General features: G+C 73.3%; 21 protein-coding genes, 1 pseudogene and 1 riboswitch. Of the genes and pseudogenes, 15 read left to right on the top strand and 7 right to left on the bottom strand.

Annotated features, from left to right (window positions below; translation table 11 throughout):
* Window positions 1-15 precede the first annotated feature (15 nt).
* The 3 genes from ACWDYF_RS15155 to ACWDYF_RS15145 all read left to right on the top strand — a co-directional run bounded on the left by ACWDYF_RS15155 (window position 16) and on the right by ACWDYF_RS15145 (window position 3224).
* Window positions 16-468: an Lrp/AsnC family transcriptional regulator gene (locus ACWDYF_RS15155; RefSeq protein WP_018570178.1), complete on the top strand. Its 453-nt coding sequence runs from the start codon at window positions 16-18 to the stop codon at window positions 466-468.
* A 204-nt stretch (window positions 469-672) separates the two neighbouring features.
* Complete coding sequence (locus ACWDYF_RS15150) at window positions 673-1470, top strand: carbon-nitrogen hydrolase family protein (RefSeq protein WP_381737149.1); 798 nt, start codon at window positions 673-675, stop codon at window positions 1468-1470.
* Window positions 1471-1526: 56 nt separating this feature from the next.
* Entirely contained in the window at window positions 1527-3224 is a 1698-nt protein-coding gene (locus tag ACWDYF_RS15145; RefSeq protein WP_381737100.1) for a flavin monoamine oxidase family protein, read from the top strand.
* 16 nt (window positions 3225-3240) lie between these two features.
* On the opposite strand, the gene ACWDYF_RS15140 is transcribed toward ACWDYF_RS15145, so the two are convergent.
* The 3 genes from ACWDYF_RS15140 to ACWDYF_RS15130 form a co-directional block, all read right to left on the bottom strand.
* On the bottom strand, window positions 3241-4170 hold the full coding sequence (locus ACWDYF_RS15140; protein WP_381737101.1) for an LLM class F420-dependent oxidoreductase: 930 nt from the start codon (window positions 4168-4170) through the stop codon (window positions 3241-3243).
* A gap of 111 nt (window positions 4171-4281) precedes the next feature.
* Complete coding sequence (locus tag ACWDYF_RS15135; RefSeq protein ID WP_381737102.1) at window positions 4282-5004, bottom strand: DUF5995 family protein; 723 nt, start codon at window positions 5002-5004, stop codon at window positions 4282-4284.
* 107 nt (window positions 5005-5111) lie between these two features.
* Window positions 5112-6521, bottom strand: coding sequence for a uracil-xanthine permease family protein (locus ACWDYF_RS15130; RefSeq protein WP_381737103.1), 1410 nt, complete (start codon window positions 6519-6521; stop codon window positions 5112-5114).
* Between the two features lie 205 nt (window positions 6522-6726).
* Here ACWDYF_RS15130 and ACWDYF_RS15125 point away from each other — a divergent pair.
* Window positions 6727-6879: pseudogene (locus ACWDYF_RS15125) on the top strand (acyl-CoA thioesterase); the annotation flags it as partial.
* On the opposite strand, the gene ACWDYF_RS15120 reads toward ACWDYF_RS15125, so the two are convergent.
* Window positions 6839-8050: an MFS transporter gene (locus ACWDYF_RS15120; protein WP_389464227.1), complete on the bottom strand. Its 1212-nt coding sequence runs from the start codon at window positions 8048-8050 to the stop codon at window positions 6839-6841. The pseudogene ACWDYF_RS15125 and the gene ACWDYF_RS15120 overlap by 41 nt on opposite strands.
* Window positions 8051-8190: 140 nt before the next feature.
* Between ACWDYF_RS15120 and ACWDYF_RS15115 the strand changes: the two genes are divergently transcribed.
* Entirely contained in the window at window positions 8191-9402 is a 1212-nt protein-coding gene (locus ACWDYF_RS15115; RefSeq protein ID WP_389464229.1) for an ROK family transcriptional regulator, read from the top strand.
* A gap of 133 nt (window positions 9403-9535) precedes the next feature.
* Here the strand turns inward: ACWDYF_RS15115 and ACWDYF_RS15110 are convergent, their stop codons facing one another.
* On the bottom strand, window positions 9536-10294 hold the full coding sequence (locus ACWDYF_RS15110; RefSeq protein ID WP_381737106.1) for an SDR family oxidoreductase: 759 nt from the start codon (window positions 10292-10294) through the stop codon (window positions 9536-9538).
* 366 nt (window positions 10295-10660) lie between these two features.
* Window positions 10661-10791: riboswitch (FMN riboswitch) on the top strand.
* Window positions 10792-10942: 151 nt separating this feature from the next.
* Between ACWDYF_RS15110 and ACWDYF_RS15105 the strand changes: the two genes are divergently transcribed.
* From ACWDYF_RS15105 to ACWDYF_RS15065, 9 genes are all read left to right on the top strand, one after another.
* Entirely contained in the window at window positions 10943-11551 is a 609-nt protein-coding gene (locus ACWDYF_RS15105; RefSeq protein WP_389464231.1) for a riboflavin synthase, read from the top strand.
* The gene (locus ACWDYF_RS15100; RefSeq protein WP_381737107.1) at window positions 11548-12192 is read left to right on the top strand and encodes a nicotinamide mononucleotide transporter family protein; all 645 of its coding nucleotides are present in this window, start codon (window positions 11548-11550) and stop codon (window positions 12190-12192) included. Before ACWDYF_RS15105 ends, ACWDYF_RS15100 begins: the two co-directional genes overlap by 4 nt.
* Complete coding sequence (locus tag ACWDYF_RS15095) at window positions 12189-13541, top strand: bifunctional 3,4-dihydroxy-2-butanone-4-phosphate synthase/GTP cyclohydrolase II (protein ID WP_389464233.1); 1353 nt, start codon at window positions 12189-12191, stop codon at window positions 13539-13541. The genes ACWDYF_RS15100 and ACWDYF_RS15095 overlap by 4 nt, the downstream gene beginning before the upstream one ends.
* 57 nt (window positions 13542-13598) lie before the next feature.
* Entirely contained in the window at window positions 13599-14084 is a 486-nt protein-coding gene (gene ribH, locus ACWDYF_RS15090) for a 6,7-dimethyl-8-ribityllumazine synthase (protein WP_018570166.1), read from the top strand.
* A gap of 34 nt (window positions 14085-14118) precedes the next feature.
* Window positions 14119-14391, top strand: coding sequence for a phosphoribosyl-ATP diphosphatase (locus ACWDYF_RS15085; protein WP_018570165.1), 273 nt, complete (start codon window positions 14119-14121; stop codon window positions 14389-14391).
* Window positions 14392-14440: 49 nt separating this feature from the next.
* The gene (gene hisG, locus ACWDYF_RS15080) at window positions 14441-15289 is read left to right on the top strand and encodes an ATP phosphoribosyltransferase (protein WP_381737109.1); all 849 of its coding nucleotides are present in this window, start codon (window positions 14441-14443) and stop codon (window positions 15287-15289) included.
* Window positions 15290-15302: 13 nt separating this feature from the next.
* Window positions 15303-15764 (top strand): PH domain-containing protein, encoded by a 462-nt coding sequence (locus tag ACWDYF_RS15075; protein ID WP_037896484.1) that lies wholly within the window; start codon window positions 15303-15305, stop codon window positions 15762-15764.
* 268 nt (window positions 15765-16032) lie between these two features.
* Window positions 16033-17379, top strand: a complete 1347-nt coding sequence (locus tag ACWDYF_RS15070) for a hemolysin family protein (protein WP_018570162.1) — start codon at window positions 16033-16035, stop codon at window positions 17377-17379.
* Window positions 17376-18455 (top strand): hemolysin family protein, encoded by a 1080-nt coding sequence (locus ACWDYF_RS15065; RefSeq protein WP_037896481.1) that lies wholly within the window; start codon window positions 17376-17378, stop codon window positions 18453-18455. The genes ACWDYF_RS15070 and ACWDYF_RS15065 overlap by 4 nt, the downstream gene beginning before the upstream one ends.
* An 82-nt stretch (window positions 18456-18537) precedes the next feature.
* Here ACWDYF_RS15065 and ACWDYF_RS15060 read toward each other — a convergent pair whose 3' ends face one another.
* Window positions 18538-20406, bottom strand: a complete 1869-nt coding sequence (locus tag ACWDYF_RS15060; RefSeq protein ID WP_381737112.1) for an AAA family ATPase — start codon at window positions 20404-20406, stop codon at window positions 18538-18540.
* 515 nt (window positions 20407-20921) lie between these two features.
* Entirely contained in the window at window positions 20922-21545 is a 624-nt protein-coding gene (locus tag ACWDYF_RS15055; RefSeq protein ID WP_389464237.1) for a uridine kinase family protein, read from the bottom strand.
* Window positions 21546-21818: 273 nt separating this feature from the next.
* Between ACWDYF_RS15055 and ACWDYF_RS15050 the strand changes: the two genes are divergently transcribed.
* Window positions 21819-22775 (top strand): hypothetical protein, encoded by a 957-nt coding sequence (locus ACWDYF_RS15050; RefSeq protein ID WP_026252914.1) that lies wholly within the window; start codon window positions 21819-21821, stop codon window positions 22773-22775.
* Window positions 22776-22782 lie beyond the last annotated feature (7 nt).

The raw sequence follows: 22782 nt of genomic DNA, 5'->3' as shown, positions 1-22782 counted from the left end.
AATGACCCGCGCCCCGTGCTGAACGAACTCGACGAACGCATCGTGCACGCCCTCGCCGAGGACGCCCGCCGCTCCTACGCGGACATCGGGCAGCTGATCGGACTGTCCGCGCCCGCCGTCAAACGGCGGGTGGACCGGCTGCGCGCCACCGGCGCCATCACGGGGTTCACGGTCCGCGTCGACCCGGCGGCGCTCGGCTGGCACACCGAGGGCTTCGTGGAGATCCACTGCCGGCGCAACACCTCGCCGGAGACGATCCAGCGCGGCCTGGAGCGCTACCAGGAGGTCGTGTCCGCGTCCACCGTCACCGGTGACGCGGACGCGATCGCCCAGGTCTTCGCCGCCGACATGCGCCACTTCGAACGGGTCCTGGAGCGCATCGCGGGCGAGCCGTTCGTGGAGCGCACCAAGTCGGTCCTGGTCCTCTCCCCGCTGCTGCGCAGATACTCCTCGGGCTCACCCACCTGAGGCCGCCCGTCGTCGGCCGCGGCCACCACCGCGGCCACCACCGCGTCCGCCGCGCAACGAATCGCCGTACGCGCCGTCCGGGGCGCAACGGATCGCCCGCACAGACGCAACGGTCCCGTCTTGTCCCTCCGACCAGGCGAAACGTACCGTCGTTCCGGCCCCCCGACCGCGCCCCGCACCTTCCCTAGGACCGCCATGCCGCCGCTGCGCACCGCCCTGCTCCAGAGCTCCGGCCGCCCCGGCTCCGTCGCCGAGAACCTGAAGGTGCTCGACGCCGCCGCCGGCCGCGCCGCCGAGGCCGGTGCCGGGCTGCTGGTCACCTCGGAGATGTTCCTGACCGGGTACGCGATCGGCGACGGCGTCGCCCGGCTCGCCGAGCCCGCCGACGGGGAGGCGGCCGACGCCGTCGCCGAACTCGCCTGCCGGCACGGCCTGGCCGTCGCCTACGGCTACCCGGAGCGCGTCGCCGAGGCCGTCTTCAACTCCGTCCAGCTGATCTCCGCCGACGGCACCCGGCTGGCCGGCTACCGCAAGACCCACCTCTTCGGCCCCTTCGAGCGCGAGGTGTTCATCCCTGGCGACGAGCCCGTCGTCCAGGCCGAACTGGGCGGCCTGAGGATCGGCCTGATGATCTGCTACGACGTCGAGTTCCCGGAGAACGTCCGCGCGCACGCCCTGGCCGGCACCGACCTCCTGGTCGTCCCGACCGCGCAGATGCACCCGTTCCAGTTCGTCGCCGAGTCGCTGGTGCCGGTGCGCGCCTTCGAGAACCAGCTCTACGTCGCCTACGTCAACCGGGCCGGTCAGGAGGGCGACTTCGAGTTCGTCGGCCTCTCCGTCCTCGCCGGACCCGACGGCACCGCCCGCGCCCGCGCCGGCCGGGGCGAGGATCTGGTCCTCGCCGACGTCGACCCCGCCGTGCTCGCCGCCTCCCGCGCGGCCAACCCGTATCTGAGCGACCGCCGCCCCGGGCTCTACGGCTCCCTCGGCATCCCCGGCTGACACCCGCCCCGCCCCCGCCACCCCGCGATCTTCCCCGTGCAAGGAGTCCGTACCCCATGACGTCCACCGTGCCCAACGCCGTCGAGCACGCAGACGAGCAGCAGCCGCCGATCACCATGTTCGGCCCGGACTTCCCGTACGCGTACGACGACTTCCTCGCCCACCCGGCCGGGCTCGGCCAGATCCCCGCCACCGAGCACGGCGCCGAGGTCGCGGTCGTCGGCGGCGGCCTGTCCGGGATCGTGGCCGCCTACGAGCTGATGAAGATGGGCCTCAAGCCCGTCGTGTACGAGGCGGACCGGATCGGCGGCCGGCTGCGCACCGTCGGCTTCGAGGGCTGCGACGAGTCGCTGACCGCCGAGATGGGCGCGATGCGCTTCCCGCCCTCCTCCACGGCGCTCCAGCACTACATCGACCTGGTGGACCTGCGCACGCGTCCCTTCCCCAACCCGCTCGCCGAGACCACCCCCTCCACGGTCGTCGACCTCAAGGGCGAGTCGCACTACGCCGAGACCGCCGACGACCTGCCGCAGGTCTACCGGGACGTCGCGGACGCCTGGGGCCGGTGCCTGGAGGAGGGTGCCGACTTCTCCGACATGAACCGCGCCCTGCGCGAGCGGGACGTGCCGCGCATCCGCGAGATCTGGTCGCGCCTCGTCGAGAAGCTCGACAACCAGACCTTCTACGGCTTCCTGTGCGACTCCGAGGCGTTCCGGTCCTTCCGGCACCGGGAGATCTTCGGCCAGGTCGGCTTCGGCACCGGCGGCTGGGACACCGACTTCCCGAACTCCATCCTGGAGATCCTGCGTGTCGTCTACACCGAGGCGGACGACCACCACCGCGGCATCGTCGGCGGCTCGCAGCAGCTGCCGCTCAGGCTGTGGGAGCGCGAGCCGGAGAAGACCGTCCACTGGCCGTACGGCACCTCGCTGAAGTCCCTGCACCCCGGCGGCGAGCCGCGCCCGGCCGTGACCCGGCTGCACCGCACCGCGGGCAACCGGATCACCGTGACGGACGCCGACGGCGACATCCGCACCTTCCGCGCGGCGATCTTCACCGCCCAGTCCTGGATGCTGCTGTCCAAGATCCAGTGCGACGACGAGCTGTTCCCGATCGACCACTGGACGGCGATCGAGCGCACCCACTACATGGAGTCCAGCAAGCTGTTCGTGCCGGTGGACCGGCCGTTCTGGCTGGACAAGGACGAGCACACCGGGCGGGACGTCATGTCGATGACGCTGACCGACCGGATGACCCGCGGCACGTACCTGCTGGACGACGGCCCGGACAAGCCCGCCGTGATCTGCCTCTCCTACACCTGGTGCGACGACAGCCTGAAGTGGCTGCCGCTGTCCGCGAACGAGCGGATGGAGGTCATGCTCAAGTCGCTGTCGGAGATCTATCCGCGGGTCGACATCAGGAAGCACGTCATCGGCAACCCGGTGACCGTCTCCTGGGAGAACGAGCCCTACTTCATGGGCGCGTTCAAGGCCAACCTGCCCGGCCACTACCGCTACCAGCGCCGTCTGTTCACCCACTTCATGCAGGACCGGCTGCCCGCGGACAAGCGGGGCATCTTCCTGGCGGGCGACGACATCTCCTGGACGGCGGGCTGGGCCGAGGGCGCCGTCCAGACCGCGCTGAACGCGGTCTGGGGCGTGATGCACCACTTCGGCGGGGCCACGGACGCGGCCAACCCGGGCCCCGGCGACGTCTACGACGAGATCGCGCCCGTCGAACTCCCCGAGGACTGAGCCCGGCCGCGGGCCGTCACAGCCCCGCGGCCCGCGCCTTCTCGTACAGCTCGGCGGCCACGTCCTTCAGCTCACCGGCGTCCCGCAGGGTGCTCTGGAGATCGACCAGGATCTCCTGCATCCCCAGCTCCACATAGGGGAACAGGTCCTCGACGATCTGGTCGACGCTGCCGTGGAAGTGCGCCCGGCCGGTGCCCTCCTGGGCCTTGGCCGCGTAGCGGGCGTTGGCCCGCAGCACGGTCCGGATCGGCTGCTGCCGGCCGCGCTCGGCGGCCAGGTCCTGCACGGCGTGCCACTGCGCGGTCACCTGGTCGATGCCCATGCTGGTCGGCAGCCAGCCGTCCGCGTGCTCCACCAGCCGCTCGCGCGCCTTGCGGCTGCCCGCGGCCAGCAGGATCGGGATGGGCCGGGCGGGCTTGGGGCCCACCAGCGCCGAGTCGATCCGGGTGACCGGACCGTGGTGGCGCACCGGGTCCGGGCCCCACACCGCGCGGCAGACGTCGATGACCTCGTCCAGCACCCGGCCGCGCTCCTCGATCGGGCGGACGCCCGCCGCCGCGTACTCGTCGGTCGACCAGCCGGTGCCGAAGCCCGCGATCACCCGGCCGCCGCTGGCCGCGTCCAGCGAGGCGAGCGAGCGGGCGAGCTGGAACGGCACGTGCAGCGGCGCCACGAGCACGCTGGTGCCCAGGTCCACCCGCTCGGTGGCTGCCGCGGCGAGGGTGAGCGTGACCAGCGGCTCGGCCACATGGCGGTAGGCGTCGGGCCAGGGCAGGCCCTCGATGCCGTACAGGCCCTGGGTGGCGGGCTCGGGGAACAGCGCCCGCTCGTACACCCACAAGCTGTCGTAGCCGATCTCCTCCGCGGCCCGCGCCACGTCGGGCACGTCCCTGCCGAGGTCGTACTGCCGGTTCTGCGGAAGGCCCAGTCCCAGACGGGTCGCCATGGCGATGCGCTCCTTCGTGATGCCGGTGATCACCGATGTACCGGTGCAGAAGAGCCAACGTACCGGGGAGACAAGGGAGTTCCGGGGAACCGGGGGCGGGCCGGGCGGGTGTCAGCGCGGCAGCGGGGTGAGCATCATGCGCGCGGTGAGGCCGACGGCCGCGTCCAGCCCGCGGGCGTGCTCCCCGGCCAGCTCGGGCACGCGGCGCAGCGCCCACAGCGTCCGCGCGGCCGTCCAGGCGGCGTCCAGCGCCTGCCGCGGGTGCCAGGCGCCGAGCAGATGGGTGAGCGGGTCGGCGATCCGCAGCAGGTCGGGGCCCGGCGCCAGGTCCTCCCGGGCGCGTTCCTCCAGCGCGGCGAGGAGATCGCCCACGCGCTCGAAGGCGCCCTCCAGCCCGGCCGGTTCGCACCCCAGGGCGGCGCAGGTGTCCACCACGGCGAGCGCCAGATCGTGCCCGGTGTGCGCGTGCAGGCCCGCCAGGGCGAACTGGAGCGGCCGTACGCCCGGGTGCCGCCGCGCCTGGAGCAGCGGGCGCCAGCAGTCCGGCGCGCGCCGCGGACCGGCCGCCGGGTCCACGGCGGCCAGATACCGTCCGGCGAGCCGGGCGTGCAGCGCGGCCGCGGCCCGCGCGGTGGCGGGCCGCCCGGCCGCCGGGCGGCGGGCGGCCTCCTCGGCGACCGCGAGGTAGACGCGGTGGAAGACCGCGACCCCGTCCCGCTCCGGCGGTCCGGCGGCGCTCCCGCGCAGCCGCGCGAGGACGGTGTCCACGGCGGCCGCGGTGCCGGTGGTCCCCGCGGCGGCCGGGCGGCGGGTGAGTGGTGCCGTTTGCCCCATGCGGGCAGCGTCGCAGCCGCGCACCCCCGCCGGTGCCGACGGGCCGGACGCTTCCCCGGAACGGGGGAACGCCCGCCCGGTCCGGGCCCGGTCCGCCGGGTGTCCGGCTACGGCGCGGAGGTCCCCGCGTCGCCGCCGGGGCGTCCCGGCGCGTCGTAGGAGGAGGTGCCCTCGTCGAGCAGCGGCTCCTGCTGTTTCAGATGCGCCGGGGCGAAGGCGCGCAGGGCGTGGTAGCCGGTGATGACGACGACCGTGCCGAGGGCGATGCCGCTCAGGGAGAAGGTGTCGGTGAACTTCATGCTGACGTTGCCGACGCCGATGATGATGCCCGCGGCGGCCGGCACCAGGTTCAGCGGATTGCGCAGGTCGACCCGGGCGTTGCTCCAGATCTGCGCGCCGAGCAGGCCGATCATGCCGTACAGGATGACGGTGATGCCGCCGAGCACACCGCCCGGGATCGCGGCCACGACCGCGCCGAACTTCGGGCAGAGCCCGAACAGCAGCGCGAACCCGGCGGCGGCCCAGTAGGCGGCCGTGGAGTAGACGCGGGTGGCGGCCATGACGCCGATGTTCTCGGAGTACGTGGTGTTGGGCGGGCCGCCCACCGCCGTGGACAGCACGGAGGCCACGCCGTCCGCCGAGATCGCCGTGCCCAGCTTGTCGTCGAGTGGGTCGCCGGTCATCTCGCCGACGGCCTTCACATGGCCCGCGTTCTCCGCGACCAGCGCGATGACGACGGGCAGCGCGACCAGGATCGCCGACCAGTGGAACGCCGGGCCGTGGAAGGACGGCAGCCCGACCCAGTCGGCCTTGCCGACGCCCGAGAGGTCCAGCCGCCAGTGGTCGGTGAGCTTCCCCGACCCGTCCACGGAGTGGATCTTGCCGAAGACCCGGTCGAAGACCCAGGAGATGCCGTAGCCGAAGACCAGCCCGAGGAAGATCGCGATCCGGGACCAGAAACCCCGCAGACAGACGACGGCCAGACCGGTGAACAGCATCACCAGCAGGGCGGTCCACTGGTCCTGCGGCCAGTAGGTGGAGGCGGTCACCGGGGCCAGGTTGAAGCCGATCAGCATGACGACGGCGCCGGTGACGATCGGCGGCATCGCGGCGTGGATGATCCGCGCCCCGAACCGCTGCACCGCCACCCCGACCAGGAACAGCACGGCGCCGACGACCAGGACCGCGCCGGTCACCGTCGCGCTGGTGCCGCCCTGCGCCCGGATCACCGCGGCGACCCCCACGAACGACAGCGAGCAGCCCAGGTAGCTGGGCACCCGGCCGCGGGTGGCGAGCAGGAAGATCACGGTCGCCACGCCCGACATCATGATGGCGAGGTTGGGGTCGAGGCCCATGAGTACGGGGGCCACGAAGGAGGCGCCGAACATGGCCACGACGTGCTGGGCGCCGAGCCCGACCGTGCGGGGCCAGGACAGCCGTTCGTCGGGCCGGACCACCGCTCCGGGTGCGGGCGTGCGCCCGTCACCGTGCAGTTTCCAGCGCACGCCGAGGTCCATGGTGGGGTTTCGCTTTCTCTGTACGTGAAGTCGGTCGAGACCATTGTGCGGGTGGCGGGCGGCTGACCAGCACCTTCCCCGCCACCCAAGGTGAGCGACCGCTCAGGATGGCGGGCGGACCACCCCCGGCCCGTACGTCCAGGAGCACCGCCGTGACCACCGAAACACCCGCAGCACCCGACCTGTCGTACAGCTGTGGCACGGGCACGGCTTTCGCTTCTGCTCGGCCGACGGCGCGCTGACGTACGCCTCGGACAGCCGCGTCCTGGTCCGGCTGGACGCGGCCACCCTGCGGCCCGCCCCCTGGAGCGAGGGGTTCAGGCGCGCGGGCCGGGCACTGCTGCGTCCGGCGCGGTGATCTTCGGACGGTCCCGGTCACCGGCCCGCAGCACTCCGGCGAAGACCGCGAGCCCGCAGGCCAGCACGGTGACGAGACCGAACGACACCACCAGGCTGGTGGCCTGGGCGAGCCCGCCGATCGCACTCGGCGCGACCAGCCCGGAGGTGTACGTGATGGTCGCCACGCCCGCGATGGCCTGACTGGGGTTCGGCCCGCTGCGGCCCGCCGCGGCGAAGCAGAGCGGCACGACCACCGCGATCCCGAGCCCCATCAGCGCGAACCCGCCCATCGCCACGGCCGGGTGCCCCGCCAGCACCACCAGCAGCCCGCCCACGACGGCCATCAGGCCCCCGGCCCGCACGGTGCGCACCGAGCCGTACCGGTCCACCACGCGGTCGCCGGCGATCCGGGCGATGGCCATGGTGAGCGTGAAGCCCGTGGTGCAGGCCGCGGCGAGCCCGGCCGAGGTCTCCAGCTGATGGCGCAGATACACCGCCGACCAGTCCAGGCTGGCGCCCTCCGCGAACACCGCGCAGAACCCGACCGCGCCGATCAGCAGCGCCGACCTGGGCGGCAGCGCGAACCGCGGCGGCGGCTCCTCGTCCTCGGCCGGCTGGAGGTCCAGCACCCAGGTGCAGGCGACCAGGCCGAGGACCGTCAGCACAGCGGCCGCCAGCACATGGTGCAGGCGGGCGTCCGTGCCCAGGTGCGCGGCCAGGGTGCCGGCCGCCGAGCCGATCAGGGCACCCGCGCTCCACATCCCGTGCAGCCCGGACATGATCGACCGGCCCAGCCGGTTCTCCACCTCCACACCGAGGGCGTTCATCGCGACGTCCGCCATGCCGGACGAGGCGCCGTAGACGAACAGCGCCAGGCACAGGACCGGCAGGTTCGGGGCGAGCGCGGGCAGGACCAGGGAGAGCGTCCACAGGGCCAGCAGACCGCGCAGCGCGGTGCGGGCGCCGAAGCGGTGGCTGATGCCGCCCGCGAGCGGCATCGCCAGGGACGCGCCCAGCGCGGGGAAGGCGAGCGCGAGGCCCAGTTGCCCGGCGCTGACCGAGGCATGGTCCTGGATCCATGGCACCCGGGTCGCGAACGAACCGGTCACCGAGCCGTGCACGGCGAAGACGGCCGCCACGGCGTACCGGGCGCGTCTGACCTCGCGCTGGTGGTGGACCACTGCTGTCATTCTCCGGCCCCTCCCGGGCTGTGTGCTCTCCGGCCGACGTGCGGACGTAAACTATCAGGGACCCTGCCTGATAGATAGGGGTTATGCGGCCGCTCACCACACGCGCGGCCCGGCCCCCCGGATCTGGGAGGATTCCGGCCATGCCCGCATCCCCGAGCACCGCCCGAGCCATCAACGACCGGCTCGCCCTGCGCCTGTTGCAGCAGGAAGGGCCGTTGACGGCAGGGCAGTTGAAGCAGTTCACCGGGCTGTCCCGGCCCACCGTCGCCGACCTGGTCGACCGTCTGACGGCCTCCGGTCTGATCACCGTCGTGGGGGAGTCCGGCGAGCAGCGGCGCGGCCCCAACGCGCGGCTCTACGGCATCGTCGCCGACCGCGCGTACCTCGCCGCCCTCGACGTCCGCACCGACAGCGTCGCCGTGACCGTCTCCGATCTGCTCGGGCGGGAACTGGCCGAGGCGTCGGCGCCGGTCGGCCCGGACACCGGCACCGGCCCCGCGGTCGAGCAGGCCGTCACGCTCGTGGAGCGGGCCGCCAAGGAGGCGGGAGCGCCCCGGCTGCACACCGTCGGCATCGGCGCGCCCGGCCTGATCGACCCGGTCACGGGCGAACTGCGCGACTCCACCGGGCTGCCCGAGTGGCACCGCCGACTGGTGGCCGCCCTCCAGGAACGGCTGCCGCGCGCCCGGGTCATCGTCGAGAACGAGACCAACCTCGCGGCCCTGGCCGAGCAGCGCGACGGGGCCGCCCGGGGGCGGGACACCTTCGTCCTGCTGTGGCTCGGCCACGGCACCGGCGCCGCGGTGGTCCTGGACGGGGCGCTGCGGCACGGCGCCTCGGGCGGCACCGGGGAGATCGGCTTCCTGCCCGTGCCCGGCACCGGCGGGCTGCCCTCGGCGACCGACTGCACGGGCGGCTTCCACTCGCTGGCGGGCTCGGCGGCGGTGGTGGAACTGGCCGCCGAGCACGGGCTGGCGGGCGCGCCCTCGGGACGTGAGCCGGCCGCCGCGGAACTGGTGCGCGGCGCGGTGCGCGGTTCCTCGCCCGAGGCCGGGCGGTTCCTGGACGCCCTCGCCGACCGGCTGGCGCTCGGGGCGGCCTCCGTGGTGGCCGTGCTGGACCCCGGGTGCGTGGTGCTCGGCGGGGACACCGGCCGGGCCGGCGGCGAGGCGCTCGCCGCCCGGGTGGCCCGGCGCATCGCCCGCATGTCACCGCTGCCCACCCAGGTGCGGCCGAGCACCCTGGGCGGCGCGGCCGTCCTGCGCGGAGCCCTCCTGACGGCCCGCGACCGCGCCCAGGAGATCCTGTTCGCGCCGCCGGGCCCGGCCGGGGGACCGAGACCGGCGGGCTGACCGGTGCGCCGCCGTCCAGGGCGACCGCACCCGCCCGCAGGGCCCCCACCCGGGCCCGCTGGACTCGACCGGGCCTCGCCCCGTGCCGCCGGGCCCCAGCGTCCGGCGCGGCCCGCACCGGCCCGCCGCCGTCTCAGCCCCGCGTTCCGCCGCCCCCGAAGCGCGCCGTCAGATACTCCTCGAAGGTCCGTCTGCCGACCGCCCGGTCCGGCGCGAGGTGGCCGCCCTCGCGGTAGCCCCGGTAGACCCGGCCCGCCAGCGGGACGTTCAGGACGGGGCGGTGGCGGCCCGTCGCCCTGAGATAGGCGCGGGCCAGGGACTCGGCGCCGCGGACCTCGGGGCCGCCCATGTCCGGCACCCGGCCCGCCGGGGCGCCCGCCGCCAGTTCGGCCAGCCGTCCGGCGACCTCCGCGACCTCCACCGGCTGGTCGCGCACCCCGGCCGGGAGCAGCATCACCGGCGGCCTGGCCAGCTTCCCGAGGAGAGCGGCCACGAGGTCGTGGAACTGGGTGGCGCGCAGCACGGTCCAGCCGAGACCCGACTCCTCGACCAGCCGCTCCACGGCCCGTTTGGTCTGGTAGTAGCCGAGCGGCACATGGTCGACGCCCACGATGGAGACGTACACGAGATGGGAGACCCCGGCGCCGCGCGCCGCCGCGATCAGATGGGCGGCCCCCTCCTCGTCACCGCCCCGCGTCGAACTCGCGCAGTGCACGACCGTGTCCACGCCCGCGACGGCCGCGTCCAGCCCCGGGCCGCCCTCGCGCAGATCGACGCCGTACGGCCGGGAGTGCCGGCTGAGCACGCGCACCTCGTGCCCGTCCGCGCGCAGCCGCTCGGCGACGAGCGCGCCGAGGGTTCCGGTGCCGCCGGTCACCAGGATCGTGGTCATGAGGTCCCGTCCCTTCCCTGACGTCGTGCGAGGTCCGTGACGTCGTACGAGGTTCAGCTTGTCCGGCTTCGGGCCCGCCCGCACCCGCGCCGCGCGAGTGGCCCTGCCGTGACCCGAACTGGCGTCCGGTGCCGCCCTGTTGACCCCACTGGTCTAGTCCTTTTAGTGTCTGACTCAGGAACAGACCGGCCCGGCGGCGGTGACGACGGCCCTTGCCCGCCGCCGGGCCTTTCACGCGCGCGCCCGGCGCACCCCGGCACGCGCGCCCGCGCCGGCCGAGGGCGGTGCTGCACTCTGTGAGCGAGCCCACACCGATCGTCCGGATGGACGTCCACCGGGCGTGGCACACTGGCCGTGTACCAGTAGCAGCGCACTCCGGGGTCGGTGAAAGTCCGAACCGGCGGTTACAGTCCGCGACCCGGTCGCTTCCAGCGGCCGGTTGACCAGGTGAAATTCCTGGACCGACGGTTAAAGTCCGGATGGGAGGCAGTGCGCGGCGAGCGGGCACATCTGTGCGCGTCGCCGTCTACGGGCCCGTTTGGCGACGGGTCCGCTCCGGCGTCGTCGCCCTGCGTGTGGTCCCCTCGTGTGCTCTGCCGTCTCGGCAGCCCCGGAGTCCGTGCCCGAAGAGGCAGGAGGACCCGGGAAGTGTTCACCGGAATCGTCGAAGAGCTGGGCGAGGTCACCGCCGTCGAGGACCTCGGCGACGCCGCTCGCTTCCGTCTCCGCGGCCCCGTCGTCACCGAGGGCGCGCGGCACGGCGACTCCATCGCCGTGAACGGCGTCTGTCTCACCGTCGTCGAGCACGACGGCGAGGAGTTCACCGCCGACGTCATGGCGGAGACCCTCAAGCGCTCCAGCCTCGGCGTCCTCACCGCGGGCTCCCGGGTCAACCTCGAACGCCCCACCGCCGTCGGCGCCCGCCTCGGCGGCCACATCGTGCAGGGCCACGTCGACGGCACCGGCGCGATCCTGGAGCGCACGCCCTCCGAGCACTGGGAGATCGTGAAGATCTCGCTGCCCGCCCCGCTCGCCCGCTATGTCGTCGAGAAGGGCTCCATCACCGTCGACGGCATCAGCCTCACCGTCGTCGAGGCCGGCGCCGAGCACTTCACCGTCAGCCTCATCCCCACCACCCTCGCCCTGACCACCCTCGGCATCAAGCAGCCGGGCGACCCGGTCAACCTGGAAGTGGACGTCGTCGCCAAGTACGTCGAGCGGCTGCTCGGCGACCGCGCCCCGGGGGCAGACCGGTGAACTGGCTGAACTCCGAGGCGTTCACCGCGTTCGGCCAGCACATCAAGTGGTCCGACATGATCGGCAACATCATCGGACTGCTCGGTCTCGCCTTCGGCTGGCGCCGCTCGATCTGGACCTGGCCCACCCAGTTCCTGTCCGGCGCGATCCTCTTCGCCGCCTTCGCCACCGCCCACCTCTCCGGCAGCGCGGGCAAGCAGATCGTCGTCATGGTCGTCGCCGCCTACGGCTGGTGGCGGTGGAAGCGCGGCCCGCGGACGGGCGCCGACGGCCACATTGCCGTCCGCTTCGCCACCTGGCGGGAGCGGGCCGCCCTGCTCGCCGTCGCCGCCGTCGGCACCGTCGCGGTCGCCTCCCTGTTCGAGGCGTACCCGTCCCTGTCCTGGGACCCCTGGCCGGACGCCTACATCTTCGTCGGCACCGTCGTCGCCATGTACGCCCAGGCCCGCGGCATGGTCGAGTTCTGGCTCGCCTGGCTGCTCGTCGACGCCGTCGGCGTCCCGCTGAACTTCGCCAACGGCTTCGCCTTCTCCGGCTTCGTCTACGTCCTCTACGGCGCGCTCGTCCTGTGGGGCCTGCGCGACTGGTGGCTGCGCTCCCGGCACGGCGCGCGGCCCGTACCGGAAGGAGCGCCCGCATGAGCGCCCACCCGTCCGCCACCGCCACCGCCACCGCCCCGAACGAGGCGCTGCGCGCCGCCCCCGCGGTCCCGCCCGTCCTCTACAGCACCGACAACATCGAGGACTTCGCGCTCGACCCGGTCGAACAGGCCGTCGCCGACATCGCGGCCGGCCGTCCCGTCGTGGTCGTCGACGACGAGAACCGCGAGAACGAGGGCGACCTCGTCGTCGCCGCCGAGAAGGCGACCCCCGAGATCGTCGCCTTCATGATGAGCGAGTGCCGCGGCCTGATCTGCGCCCCCATGGAGGGCGAGGAACTCGACCGGCTGCATCTGCCGCAGATGGTCGAGGACAACACCGAGTCGATGCGGACGGCCTTCACGGTCTCCGTCGACGCCACCGCCGCGCACGGCGTCACCACCGGCATCTCCGCCGCCGACCGCGCCACCACGCTCCAGCTCCTGGCGAGCGGCGCCGCCGAGCCCACCGACCTCGTACGGCCCGGCCATGTCTTCCCGCTGCGCGCCCGGCCCGGCGGCGTCCTCGCCCGCGACGGCCACACCGAGGCCGCCGTCGACCTCGCCCGGCTCGCGGGGCTGCGCCCGGCCGGCGCGATCGTCGAGATCGCCGGTGAGGACGGCCGGATGCTCCGCCTGCCCGACCTGGTCCTGTTCGCCCGAAAGCACGGTCTGACCATCATCTCCATCGAGGACCTGATCGCCTACCGCCGCGGCAGCGAGCCCACCGTCCGCCACGAGGCGGCGGTCAGCCTCCCCACCGCGCACGGCACCTTCACCGCCCACGGCTTCCGCTCAGCCATCGACGGCGTGGAGCACATCGCCCTGGTGCACGGCGAGATCGGCACCGGCGAGGACGTCCTGGTCCGCGTCCACTCCGAATGCCTGACCGGGGACGTCTTCGGCTCCCTGCGCTGCGACTGCGGTCCCCAGCTGGACGCCTCCCTGGAGCGCATCCAGCGCGAGGGCAGGGGAGTGGTGGTCTATCTGCGCGGCCACGAGGGGCGCGGCATCGGCCTGATGTCCAAGCTGCGCGCCTACGAACTCCAGGAGCGCGGCCGCGACACGCTGGACGCCAACCTCGAACTCGGCCTGCCCGCCGACGCGCGGGACTACGGCGCCGGCGCGCAGATCCTGCGCGACCTCGGGGTGCGCAGCGTCCGCCTGATGACCAACAATCCCGACAAGACCGAGGCGCTGACCGGCCACGGCATCCAGGTCACCGGCCGGGAGCCCATGCCCGTCCAGGCCGGCGAGCACAACCTCCGCTACCTGCGCACCAAGCGGGACCGGATGGGGCACGACCTGCCCTGGCTGGACGCGTCCACCGCGTCCGCCTGCGGCAACCAGTAGACCTGCGCGGGCCGGCCGGGACCGGCACGGGCGAGAACACCAGCACGGAGGAGACACGTGAGCGGCAAGGGTGCACCGGAACTGTCCGTCCGCAACTGCGGCGACCTCAGGGTCGCCGTCATCGCGGCGCAGTGGCACGAAAAGGTGATGGACGGACTCGTGGACGGCGCCCTGCGCGCGCTGCACGAGCTGGGGATCGACGAGCCCACGCTGCTCCGGGTCCCCGGCAGCTTCGAACTCCCGGTGGTGGCCAAGGTGCTCGCCGGACGCGGCTACGACGCGGTCGTCGCCCTCGGTGTCGTCATCCGCGGCGGCACCCCGCACTTCGACTACGTCTGCCAGGGCGTCACCCAGGGCCTGACCCAGGTCTCCGTGGACACCGGCGTGCCCATCGGCTTCGGCGTACTCACCTGTGACGACGAGGAACAGGCGCTGGACCGGGCCGGTCTGGAGGGCTCCCGCGAGGACAAGGGGCACGAGGCGGTGACCGCGGCGGTGGCGACCGCCGCCACGCTGCGTTCAGTATCCGAACCCTGGCGGTGACCAGGGGGCCGGAGCGCGTAGGGTAAGCAGCACCATGTCCAAGAAGACGTTCGAGGAGCTGTTCACCGAGCTCCAGCAGAAGGCCGCCCACGGCGACCCCGCCACCTCCCGCACCGCCGAACTGGTCGGCAAGGGGGTCCATGCCATCGGCAAGAAGGTCGTCGAGGAGGCCGCAGAGGTCTGGATGGCCGCCGAGCACGAGGGCAAGGAGGCCGCCGCCGAGGAGATCTCGCAGCTGCTGTACCACGTCCAGGTGATGATGGTCGCCCGCGGCATCTCGCTGGACGACGTCTACGCCCACCTGTAAGTCACCGCACTCCGCCCGCACATCCCCTCAAGCGAAGGAAGCCGACCTCATGCTGCGCATCGCCGTCCCCAACAAGGGTTCACTCTCCGGCCCTGCGGCGGACATGCTGCATGAGGCCGGCTACCAGCAGCGCCGCGAGGCCAAGGAACTGCGCATCGTCGACCCGGTCAACGAGGTAGAGTTCTTCTACCTCCGCCCCCGCGACATCGCGATCTACGTCTCCTCCGGCCGGCTGGACATCGGCATCACCGGCCGCGACCTGCTCGTGGACTCCGGTGCCGACGCCGAGGAGATCCTCCCGCTCGGCTTCGCCCGCTCCACCTTCCGCTTCGCCGCCAAGCCGGGCACGGCCGAGAGCGCGCGGGACCTGAAGGGCCGCACGGTCGCCACCTCCTACGAGGGCATCGTCGCCGGACACCTCGCCGAGCAGGGCATCGACGCCTCCGTCGTCCACCTCGACGGCGCCGTGGAGACCGCCATCGAACTGGGCGTCGCCGAGGTCATCGCCGACGTCGTCGAGACCGGCACCTCCCTGCGCAACGCGGGCCTGGAGGTCTTCGGCGAGCCCATCATGAAGTCCGAGGCCGTCGTCATCCGGCGCACCGGCGCCGACACCGAGGACCCCAAGGTCCAGCAGTTCCTGCGCCGCCTCCAGGGCGTCCTGGTCGCCCGGACGTACGTGATGATGGACTACGACTGCCGGGTCGAACAGCTGGAGAAGGCCGTGGCGCTCACCCCCGGCCTGGAGTCCCCGACCGTCTCCCCGCTGCACAACGAGGGCTGGGTCGCCGTGCGCGCCATGGTCCCGGCCAAGGAGGCCCAGCGGATCATGGACGACCTGTACGCGATCGGCGCCCGCGCCATCCTGACCACGGCCATCCACGCCTGCCGCCTCTGAGGACGACCGACCGATGTCCGACCTGCCGCCCGCCCTCCCCGTCACCTTCCGGCCGGGGCACACCCGCGTGGTGCTGCTCTCCGCGGGGGCCGCGATCTTCGTCGTGATCGCGGCGGTGGCCGTCCTGCTGGAACAGCTCACCCCGGGCGAACGCATCAGCTTCGTCTTCACCGGCGCCCTGCTGGCCGGTGTGCTGGCGCTGCTGGCCCGGCCGAAGGTGGTCGCCGACGACTCCGGCGTCACTGTGGTGAACATCGCATCCCGGCGTCATCTGGAGTGGCCGCAGGTCCTCCAGGTGAATCTGCGGCCCGGCGACCCCTGGGTGTTCCTCAACCTGAGCGACGGCACCAGCCTGCCCGTACTGGGCATCCAGCCCGGAATCGCCAGGCAGCGGGCCATCGCCGACGCCCGCGCGCTGCGCGCCCTCGTCGAGTCGCACGCCCTCGCGGACCCGGAGCAGACCCGCGGCGCGTGACCCGCACCCGCCTCCGGGGTGAACCGTCGGGGACGGCTCGGGAGCCTCCGGCCTGACGCATCCGGCCCGGACTTGATTAATCTGGTGGGCGGAGACGTGTCGCTGCGTCCCCGCCCCTGAGCGCCGCCCGGTGCCAGGGGTTCCTGCTACCCGAGGAGTGACTCCCTCCGGCGATGGACGGATCGTCCTGCAGTACCTGCGCCGCCCCCTGCCGACATAGCGCGCACCGCGCCCCCGCGGTCCGCACGCGCACACAGGCGGCGGCATCATGACCCTCCCCCTGCTGCTCCTCGGAGCGGCCCTCCTGCTGATCCTCGCCAACGGCTTCTTCGTCGCGGCGGAGTTCGGCCTGGTGACGGTCGAGCGCCCGGACGCCGAGAAGGCCGCGGCCGACGGCGACCGACGCGCCCGTACGGTCGTCGAGTCGCTGGGCGAGCTGTCCTTCCAGCTCTCCGGCACCCAGCTCGGCATCACCATCACCTCCCTCGTCGTCGGCATGCTCGCCGAACCGGCGCTGGCCGAGCTGCTGCACGGCCCCATCACCGCGACCGGCCTGCCCGCGGGCGCCGTCTCCGGTGTCGCCGTGGTCGTCGGCATGCTGCTCGCCTCCGCCCTCCAGATGGTGATCGGCGAGCTGGTGCCCAAGAACTGGGCGGTCTCCCGGCCGTTGCAGGTCGCGCGGTTCGTCGCGGGCCCGCAGCACCACTTCTCGCGGCTGTTCCGCCCGGTGATCGCCGCGCTGAACACCGTCGCCAACCGGCTGGTACGGGCACTGGGCGTGGAGCCCGCCGACGAGCTGGCCTCCGCCCGCACCCCCGGCGAGCTGGTCTCGCTGGCCCGGCACTCGGCCCAGGCCGGTGCCCTGGAGCAGGACACGGCCGACCTGTTCGTCCGCACCCTGTCCCTGGGCGAGCTGACCGCGCAGCACGTGATGACGCCGCGCGTGAAGGTCAGCGCCCTCCAGTTCTCCGCGACCGCCGAGGACGTGGTCAACCTCACCCGGGCCACCGGACTGTCCCGCTTCCCCGTCTACCAGGAGAAGATCGACGAGGTGGTCGGCATGGCCCATCTCAAGGACGCCCTCGCCGTCCCGGCGCACGAGCGGCTGCGCACCCCGGTCGGCCGTATCGCCCGGCCCGCGCTGCTGGTCCCCGAGACCCTGCCGGTGCAGCCGCTGCTGGCGCAGCTGCGCAGCGAGCAGCCCATCGCGGTCGTCGTCGACGAGTACGGCGGCACCGCGGGCGTCGTCACCCTGGAGGACATCGTCGAGGAACTCGTCGGCGAGGTCCGCGACGAGCACGACGCCAAGGACGTGCCCGAACTCGCCCCGGTCCCGCCGGAGGACGGCCGGCCCGCCTGGGACGCCGACGGCGGCTGCCGGGTCGACCTGCTCCGCCGTATCGGCCTGGACGCGCCCGAGGGCCCGTACGAGACCGTCGCCGGGCTGGTCGCCGATCTGCTCGGCCGGATCCCGGTCCCCGGCGACCGGGCCGAACTGCCGGGCTGGCGCCTGTCCGTGCGCCAGGTCGGCCACTACCGCGCCGAACGGGTCCGCCTGGTCCGCACGGCTACCGCGACCGACACCGCCGAGGCCGTCACGGAGGCCGCCCGATGAGCGTGCTCCAACTGGTCCTGGCCGCCCTGCTGGTGCTGGCCAACGGCTTCTTCGTCGGTGCCGAGTTCGCGCTCGTCTCCGTGCGCCGCAGCCAGATCGAACCGCTCGGCACCGCCCGTGCCCGCCAGGTCCTGCACGGCCTGGAGCGGCTGCCGCAGATGATGGCCGCCGCCCAGTTCGGCATCACCGTCTGCTCGCTGACCCTGGGCGCCGTCGCCGAACCCACGGTGGCGAAGCTGCTGGAGCCGGTCTTCACCTGGATGCGCCTGCCGCACGGCGTGGTGCACCCGCTGGGCTATGTCATCGCGCTGGCCGCCGTGGTCTTCTTCCACCTGGTCATCGGCGAGATGGTGCCGAAGAACCTGGCGATGGCCGCCCCGGAGAAGGCCGCGCTGTGGCTCGGCCCCGGCCTGGTCGCCTTCGCCCGCCTCTGCAAGCCCGTCACCGTCGCGCTCGGCGCCTGCGCCCAGGGCATCCTGCGGCTCTTCCGGGTCGAGCCCAAGGACGAGGTCGAGGCCGTCTTCACCAGCGAACAGCTCAACCGGCTGGTGGAGGACTCCGGTCAGGCCGGGCTCCTCGGCCCCGAGGAGCAGGAGCGCCTGGAGGACGCGCTGGAGCTGGGCTCCCGGCCGGTCCTGGACGTGCTGCTGCGCCGCGACGCCCTGGTGACGGTCAGCCCGTCGGTCACCCCCGGCGAGATCGTCGCGCTCACCGCCCGCACCGGCTACTCGCGTTTCCCGGTCGCCGCGGGCAACGGCGCCTTCATGGGGTATCTGCACGTCAAGGACGTCCTCGACCTGGAGGACTCCGACCGGGCCGTCCCGCAGCGGATATGGCGCCCGATGACGACGCTGAGGTCCGAGCTGCCGCTCGACGACGCGCTGACCGTGATGCGCCGCGCCGCCACCCATCTCGCCCAGGTGGCGGACGCCACCGGCAAGGTGCTCGGCGTGGTCGCGCTGGAGGACGTCCTGGAACTGCTCGTCGGCGAGGTCCGTGACCCCGCCCACCGCGCGGCCCCGGAGATCCGCCTCACCGAACCCCGCCCCAGCGGTGCACAGGCTCTCGCGACCTGAGCCGGACGCACACCCGCCCGAGCCCGCGGCCGCCCGGCCGCGGGCTCGCGCGCGTCCCGGACCCGCCGCGCCGCGCGCGCCGTCACAGGGCCGACGGATCCTGCGGGCCCCGGCCCGACAGCACCTCGCCGTACGCCTGCATCAGGTCCGGCAGCCGCAGGGTCGCCAGGTCGTCGCGGGTCAGGGTGCCGGGGTAGACGGACAGGCGCAGGTCGCGATAGGCGCAGCTCTTCTCGTACAGGGTGCGCAGGAACCTGCCGTTGCCGAGTTCGTCGATCCAGCCCTGGTCGACCACGTGCGCGGCGATCGAGCCCAGCTCGTCCAGCGCCTCCTCGTCCCACAGGTCGCCGTTCTCCGCGGCCAGCACCTTGCCGATCTCGGTCAGCTCGCCGGGGCGGTACGAGGGGAAGTCCACGCGGCTGGTGAAGCGGGACGAGAGGCCGGGGTTGGCGGCCAGCAGGCGGTCCATGCCCTCGGGATAGCCGGCGAGGATCACCACCAGGTGGTCCCGGTTGTCCTCGGCCCGCTTCAGCAGCACCTGGAGGGCCTCGTCGCCGTAGGCGTCGCCCTTGCCGTACCCCGAGTTGGACAGCGAGTACGCCTCGTCCACGAAGAGCACCCCGCCGATCGCGGAGTCGATCAGCTCGTTGGCCTTGACGGCGGTCTGGCCCAGATACTCCCCGACCAGGTCGGCGCGCTGGGCCTCCACCAGATGGTCGCCGCCGAGCAGGCCGAGCGCGTAGAAGACGCGGCCGAGGATGCGGGCGACGGTGGTCTTGCCGGTGCCGGAGGGACCGGAGAAGACGAAGTGTCGTTTCGGCGGCTGTACGGGCAGCCCCTGCCCGGCGCGCAGCCGGGCCATGTTCAACTGTGCCGACAACGCCTTGACCTGGCGTTTCACCGGCTCAAGACCCACCATGCGCTCCAGCTCGGCGAGCGCCTGCTCAAGTAACGCGGGGTCGGTGGGACCGCTGGGCAGCGGACCGCCCGTGCCCGTGCCGCGCTCGCGCACCCCGGGTCCGGCCGGCGGCGGGAACGGTCCGGCGGCGGGCGGATCGGGTTCGTCCAGACGCAGATCCCGGCCCTCGGTGCCGAACAGCGGGTCCAGCACGTCGGGGCCGTCCACGCTGTCCTGGCCGGCTCCGGCGAGGGTGACCGCGGCGAAGTCGGCGGCCTCGTCGTCGTAGCCGTCGCCCTCGGCGATGGCGGCGAGCCGTGCCGAGGTGTCCATGAAGGCGGGGTCGACCCGGTGCACCGCCCGGTACAGGGGGAGCGCGGCGGCGCTGCGGCCGGTGCCCTCGTGCGCCCGCGCCAGCCAGTAGCGCAGTTCCTTGCGCTGCGGCTGCTCGCTGCGGCACCGCATCAGCGCGGCCGACAGCAGCGGCTCGGCCTGTCCGTACATCTCCAGCCTGACCCGGGCCATGCCGCCGAACAGCCCGGCCTCTATGCCGAGCAGCGCGTCGTCGACCAGCGGGTCGGTGTGCCGTACGAGCTGTTCCCAGTCCTTGACCAGATAGGCCCGGCAGGCGTGCAGGAACCGGACCTGGGCGTCGGTGTCCACCGGCGGCAGCCCGGCCAGCGCCCGGTCCAGCTCGGGCACATGGCGGCCGTCCAGCCAGTGCGAGGCGTGCGCGAGCAGCAGGTCGCGGGGGCTCTCCAGCACCGGCTGCACCCACCAGCCGAGCCAGTACCAGGAGTTGAGGGTGCGGCGGTGCCGGGTGCGCTGCTCGCCGAAGCGGTCGCGGTGGCGGAACATCCGCAGCAGCGCGGTCGTCGTGTCGACGCGCAGCGCGTGCAGCCCGAGCCAGCCGTCCGCCATCGCCGGGTCCAGCTCCACCGCGGCCCGGAACTCCTCCTCGGCCTGCGGATAGGCGCCCATGGTGTAGGCGTCCACGCCCCGCAGCCAGGCGAGGTCGGCCGGGGCCTCGGGGCCCTGCGTGCCGAAGTCCATCACGTCCCCCACAGACCGTGCCCCCGTAGGTTGGCCGCCGGACGGTCGCCCGGTGGCCGCCTTGGTCGAACCGCTGTGCCGCGGACCGGAGTTGCAGGTGCGCGCAGCAGTCGTTCGAAGGCCGCACCGAGGGCATCGTACCTGCGGGGCCGTCGCCCGCCGAAGGGTGCGGTGCACGCCGTTCGACGCGCGGAGGGAGGGGGACGGGGAGGGACGGGGAGAGGGGACGGGAGGGGAGGGGAACGGACCGGACCGGGAGAAGAGCGGGAGCAGGACCGGAGGGGAGACCATACATCCGATTTAGTGACCGAGGGTGACCGAATGGAGCCGTCCGGCGTCCGGATAGCGGTGTCCGGGCAGAACGAAGCCCCCGGTCACGGGGGAACAACCGGGGGCTTCGCGTCAGTGGGCCGGTCTTCGATGACCGCACATTGAGAACGTAAGACCTGTACGGGCCCCCGGTCAAGCGAAGTTGGGACACTGGACCAAGTTCCTCCACAGGTGCCTTCACAAGTTCAGCACATTGCCTCCGGGTCCTCACCCTGCGTAGCGACTTGGTCCGGACCAGCCGCCCCGGCGGGGCCGGGCCGCAGCTCGTACCCCTCGGCGGAACGGCGCACCAGAAGATCCGCGAAGGGCCGGGACGGATCGGCGGCGAAATGCCGGCGCTCCGCCTCGACCCACCCGGACCAGAAATCGCGCTGCTCGGCGCCGTCCCGGGCCCGGCCGCGGGCCCAGGACTCCTCGCGCGGCAGGTCCATCCAGAGCAGCCGGGCCAGATGCGGGCGCAGCGCCCGGCGGCCCGCGCCGACCCCCTCGACCAGGACGACCGGCGCCGGTGCCAGCGTGCGCGAGGCGGGGCCGAAGCGCCGCGCCCGCCAGTCGTAGGGCGCGTAGCGGGCGTTCTCGCCCCGGGTGAACGGACCGATCACCTCGCGCAGCAGCCGCGCGTCCCATCCGAACAGTTCCGCGTGGCTCGCGACGTCGTCCAGGTGCAGGACCGGCGCACCGTCGAGCGCCTCGGACAGCCGGGCGGCGAAGGTGGACTTTCCCGACCCCGCGTGCCCGTCGACGCCGATCAGGCGGACGGGGCCGCAGGACGGGGAGAGGCGGCGCAGCCGGGCGGCGAGGGAGTGCATGGCTGTTCCCGGGGTGAGCGGTGCGGGCGGAGGGGCGGGTACCGACGTGATGGCATATTTACCGGGAACATTCTAGTGACCGGTCATACCGGACGTGCGCGACACCGCCGTGCGCACATTCGGGGAACGCGCGTCGGAACACCCTCAAGTCCCCCTCGCCGCACCGGCAATCACGGGACGAACATGTCGAGAATCGCGTTCCGGTTGTGCCTTGTGCTGAGTAAAGTGCCGTGAGCGCACCGTGAGGCTTCGGGCGGGAACGGCAGGGGGAAGATGACCGCTGGGTTATTCGACGGGCAGTACGTCTGGCACCCGGCGGCGGACGACCGCGTACTCGCGAGTGTGTGCGTGGACATCCGGGCCGGCCGCTGGGCGAGTGCCCGTACGGCTCTCGCCGAGACACGCGCCGACTTCGGGCTGCGGGCCCACCGCTCCCTGGTGCTGGCCTCGGAGGCCGCCGACTCCGATCTCGCCGAACGCTGGCTGGCCGAGGAACCCGGCCCCGAATCCGCCCTGATCTGGGCGCGGGTGGCGGTGCACCGGGCGCTGCGCGCGGCCGACGCCCGCGACGAGCGGGCCGCCGCGCTGGAGCGGATAGCGCTGTCGGCCTGCGACCGGGCCTCGGCGGTGGACCCGGCCGACCCCACGCCCTATGCGGCGAAACTGGCCATGGCCCGGCTGCACCGGCTGCGCGACCCCGCGCCGCAGGGCCTGCTGACGGCTCCGCCCGGACCCTGGCGGCTGTTCGCGCACATCCTCTCCCTCGACCCCTGGCACCGCGAGGCGCACCACCGATTTCTGGCCTTCTTCTTCACCCGGCACGGCGGTTCGGTCAACGCGGCCTGGGACGTGGCCGCCTTCCTGAGCCAGCGCGCGCCCGCCGACTCGGCGCTGCGGCTGCTGCCGCTGGTCGCGCTGGTGGAGAGCTACGACCCCTCGCAACTGCTCGCCGACCGGGTCTGGGAGCAGCCGCAGTGGCGCTCCGCCGCGCTGGCGAGCTACCGGAACTGGCTGCCCGCGGTGTCCGGTTACCGGTTCACACCGGTGCTGGACCTGGCCTATCTGGCGCATGCGCTGGTCCTGGCCGGCTGCGAGTTCGAGGCCCGTGCGGTGCTCACCGCCATGGGCCCCTACGCATCCCGGATGCCGTGGTGCGTCTTCGGCGACCCCGTGGAGCAATTGTCCCGGGCGCGGCGGGCCTGCGGCCTGCCGGTGCCGACCTCCCCCTGAACCCCTG

This window comes from Streptomyces sp. NPDC003284, from assembly GCF_053589675.1.
The sequence above is the reverse complement of the archived record's forward strand: the minus strand, read 5'-3'. Positions and strand labels throughout refer to the sequence as shown.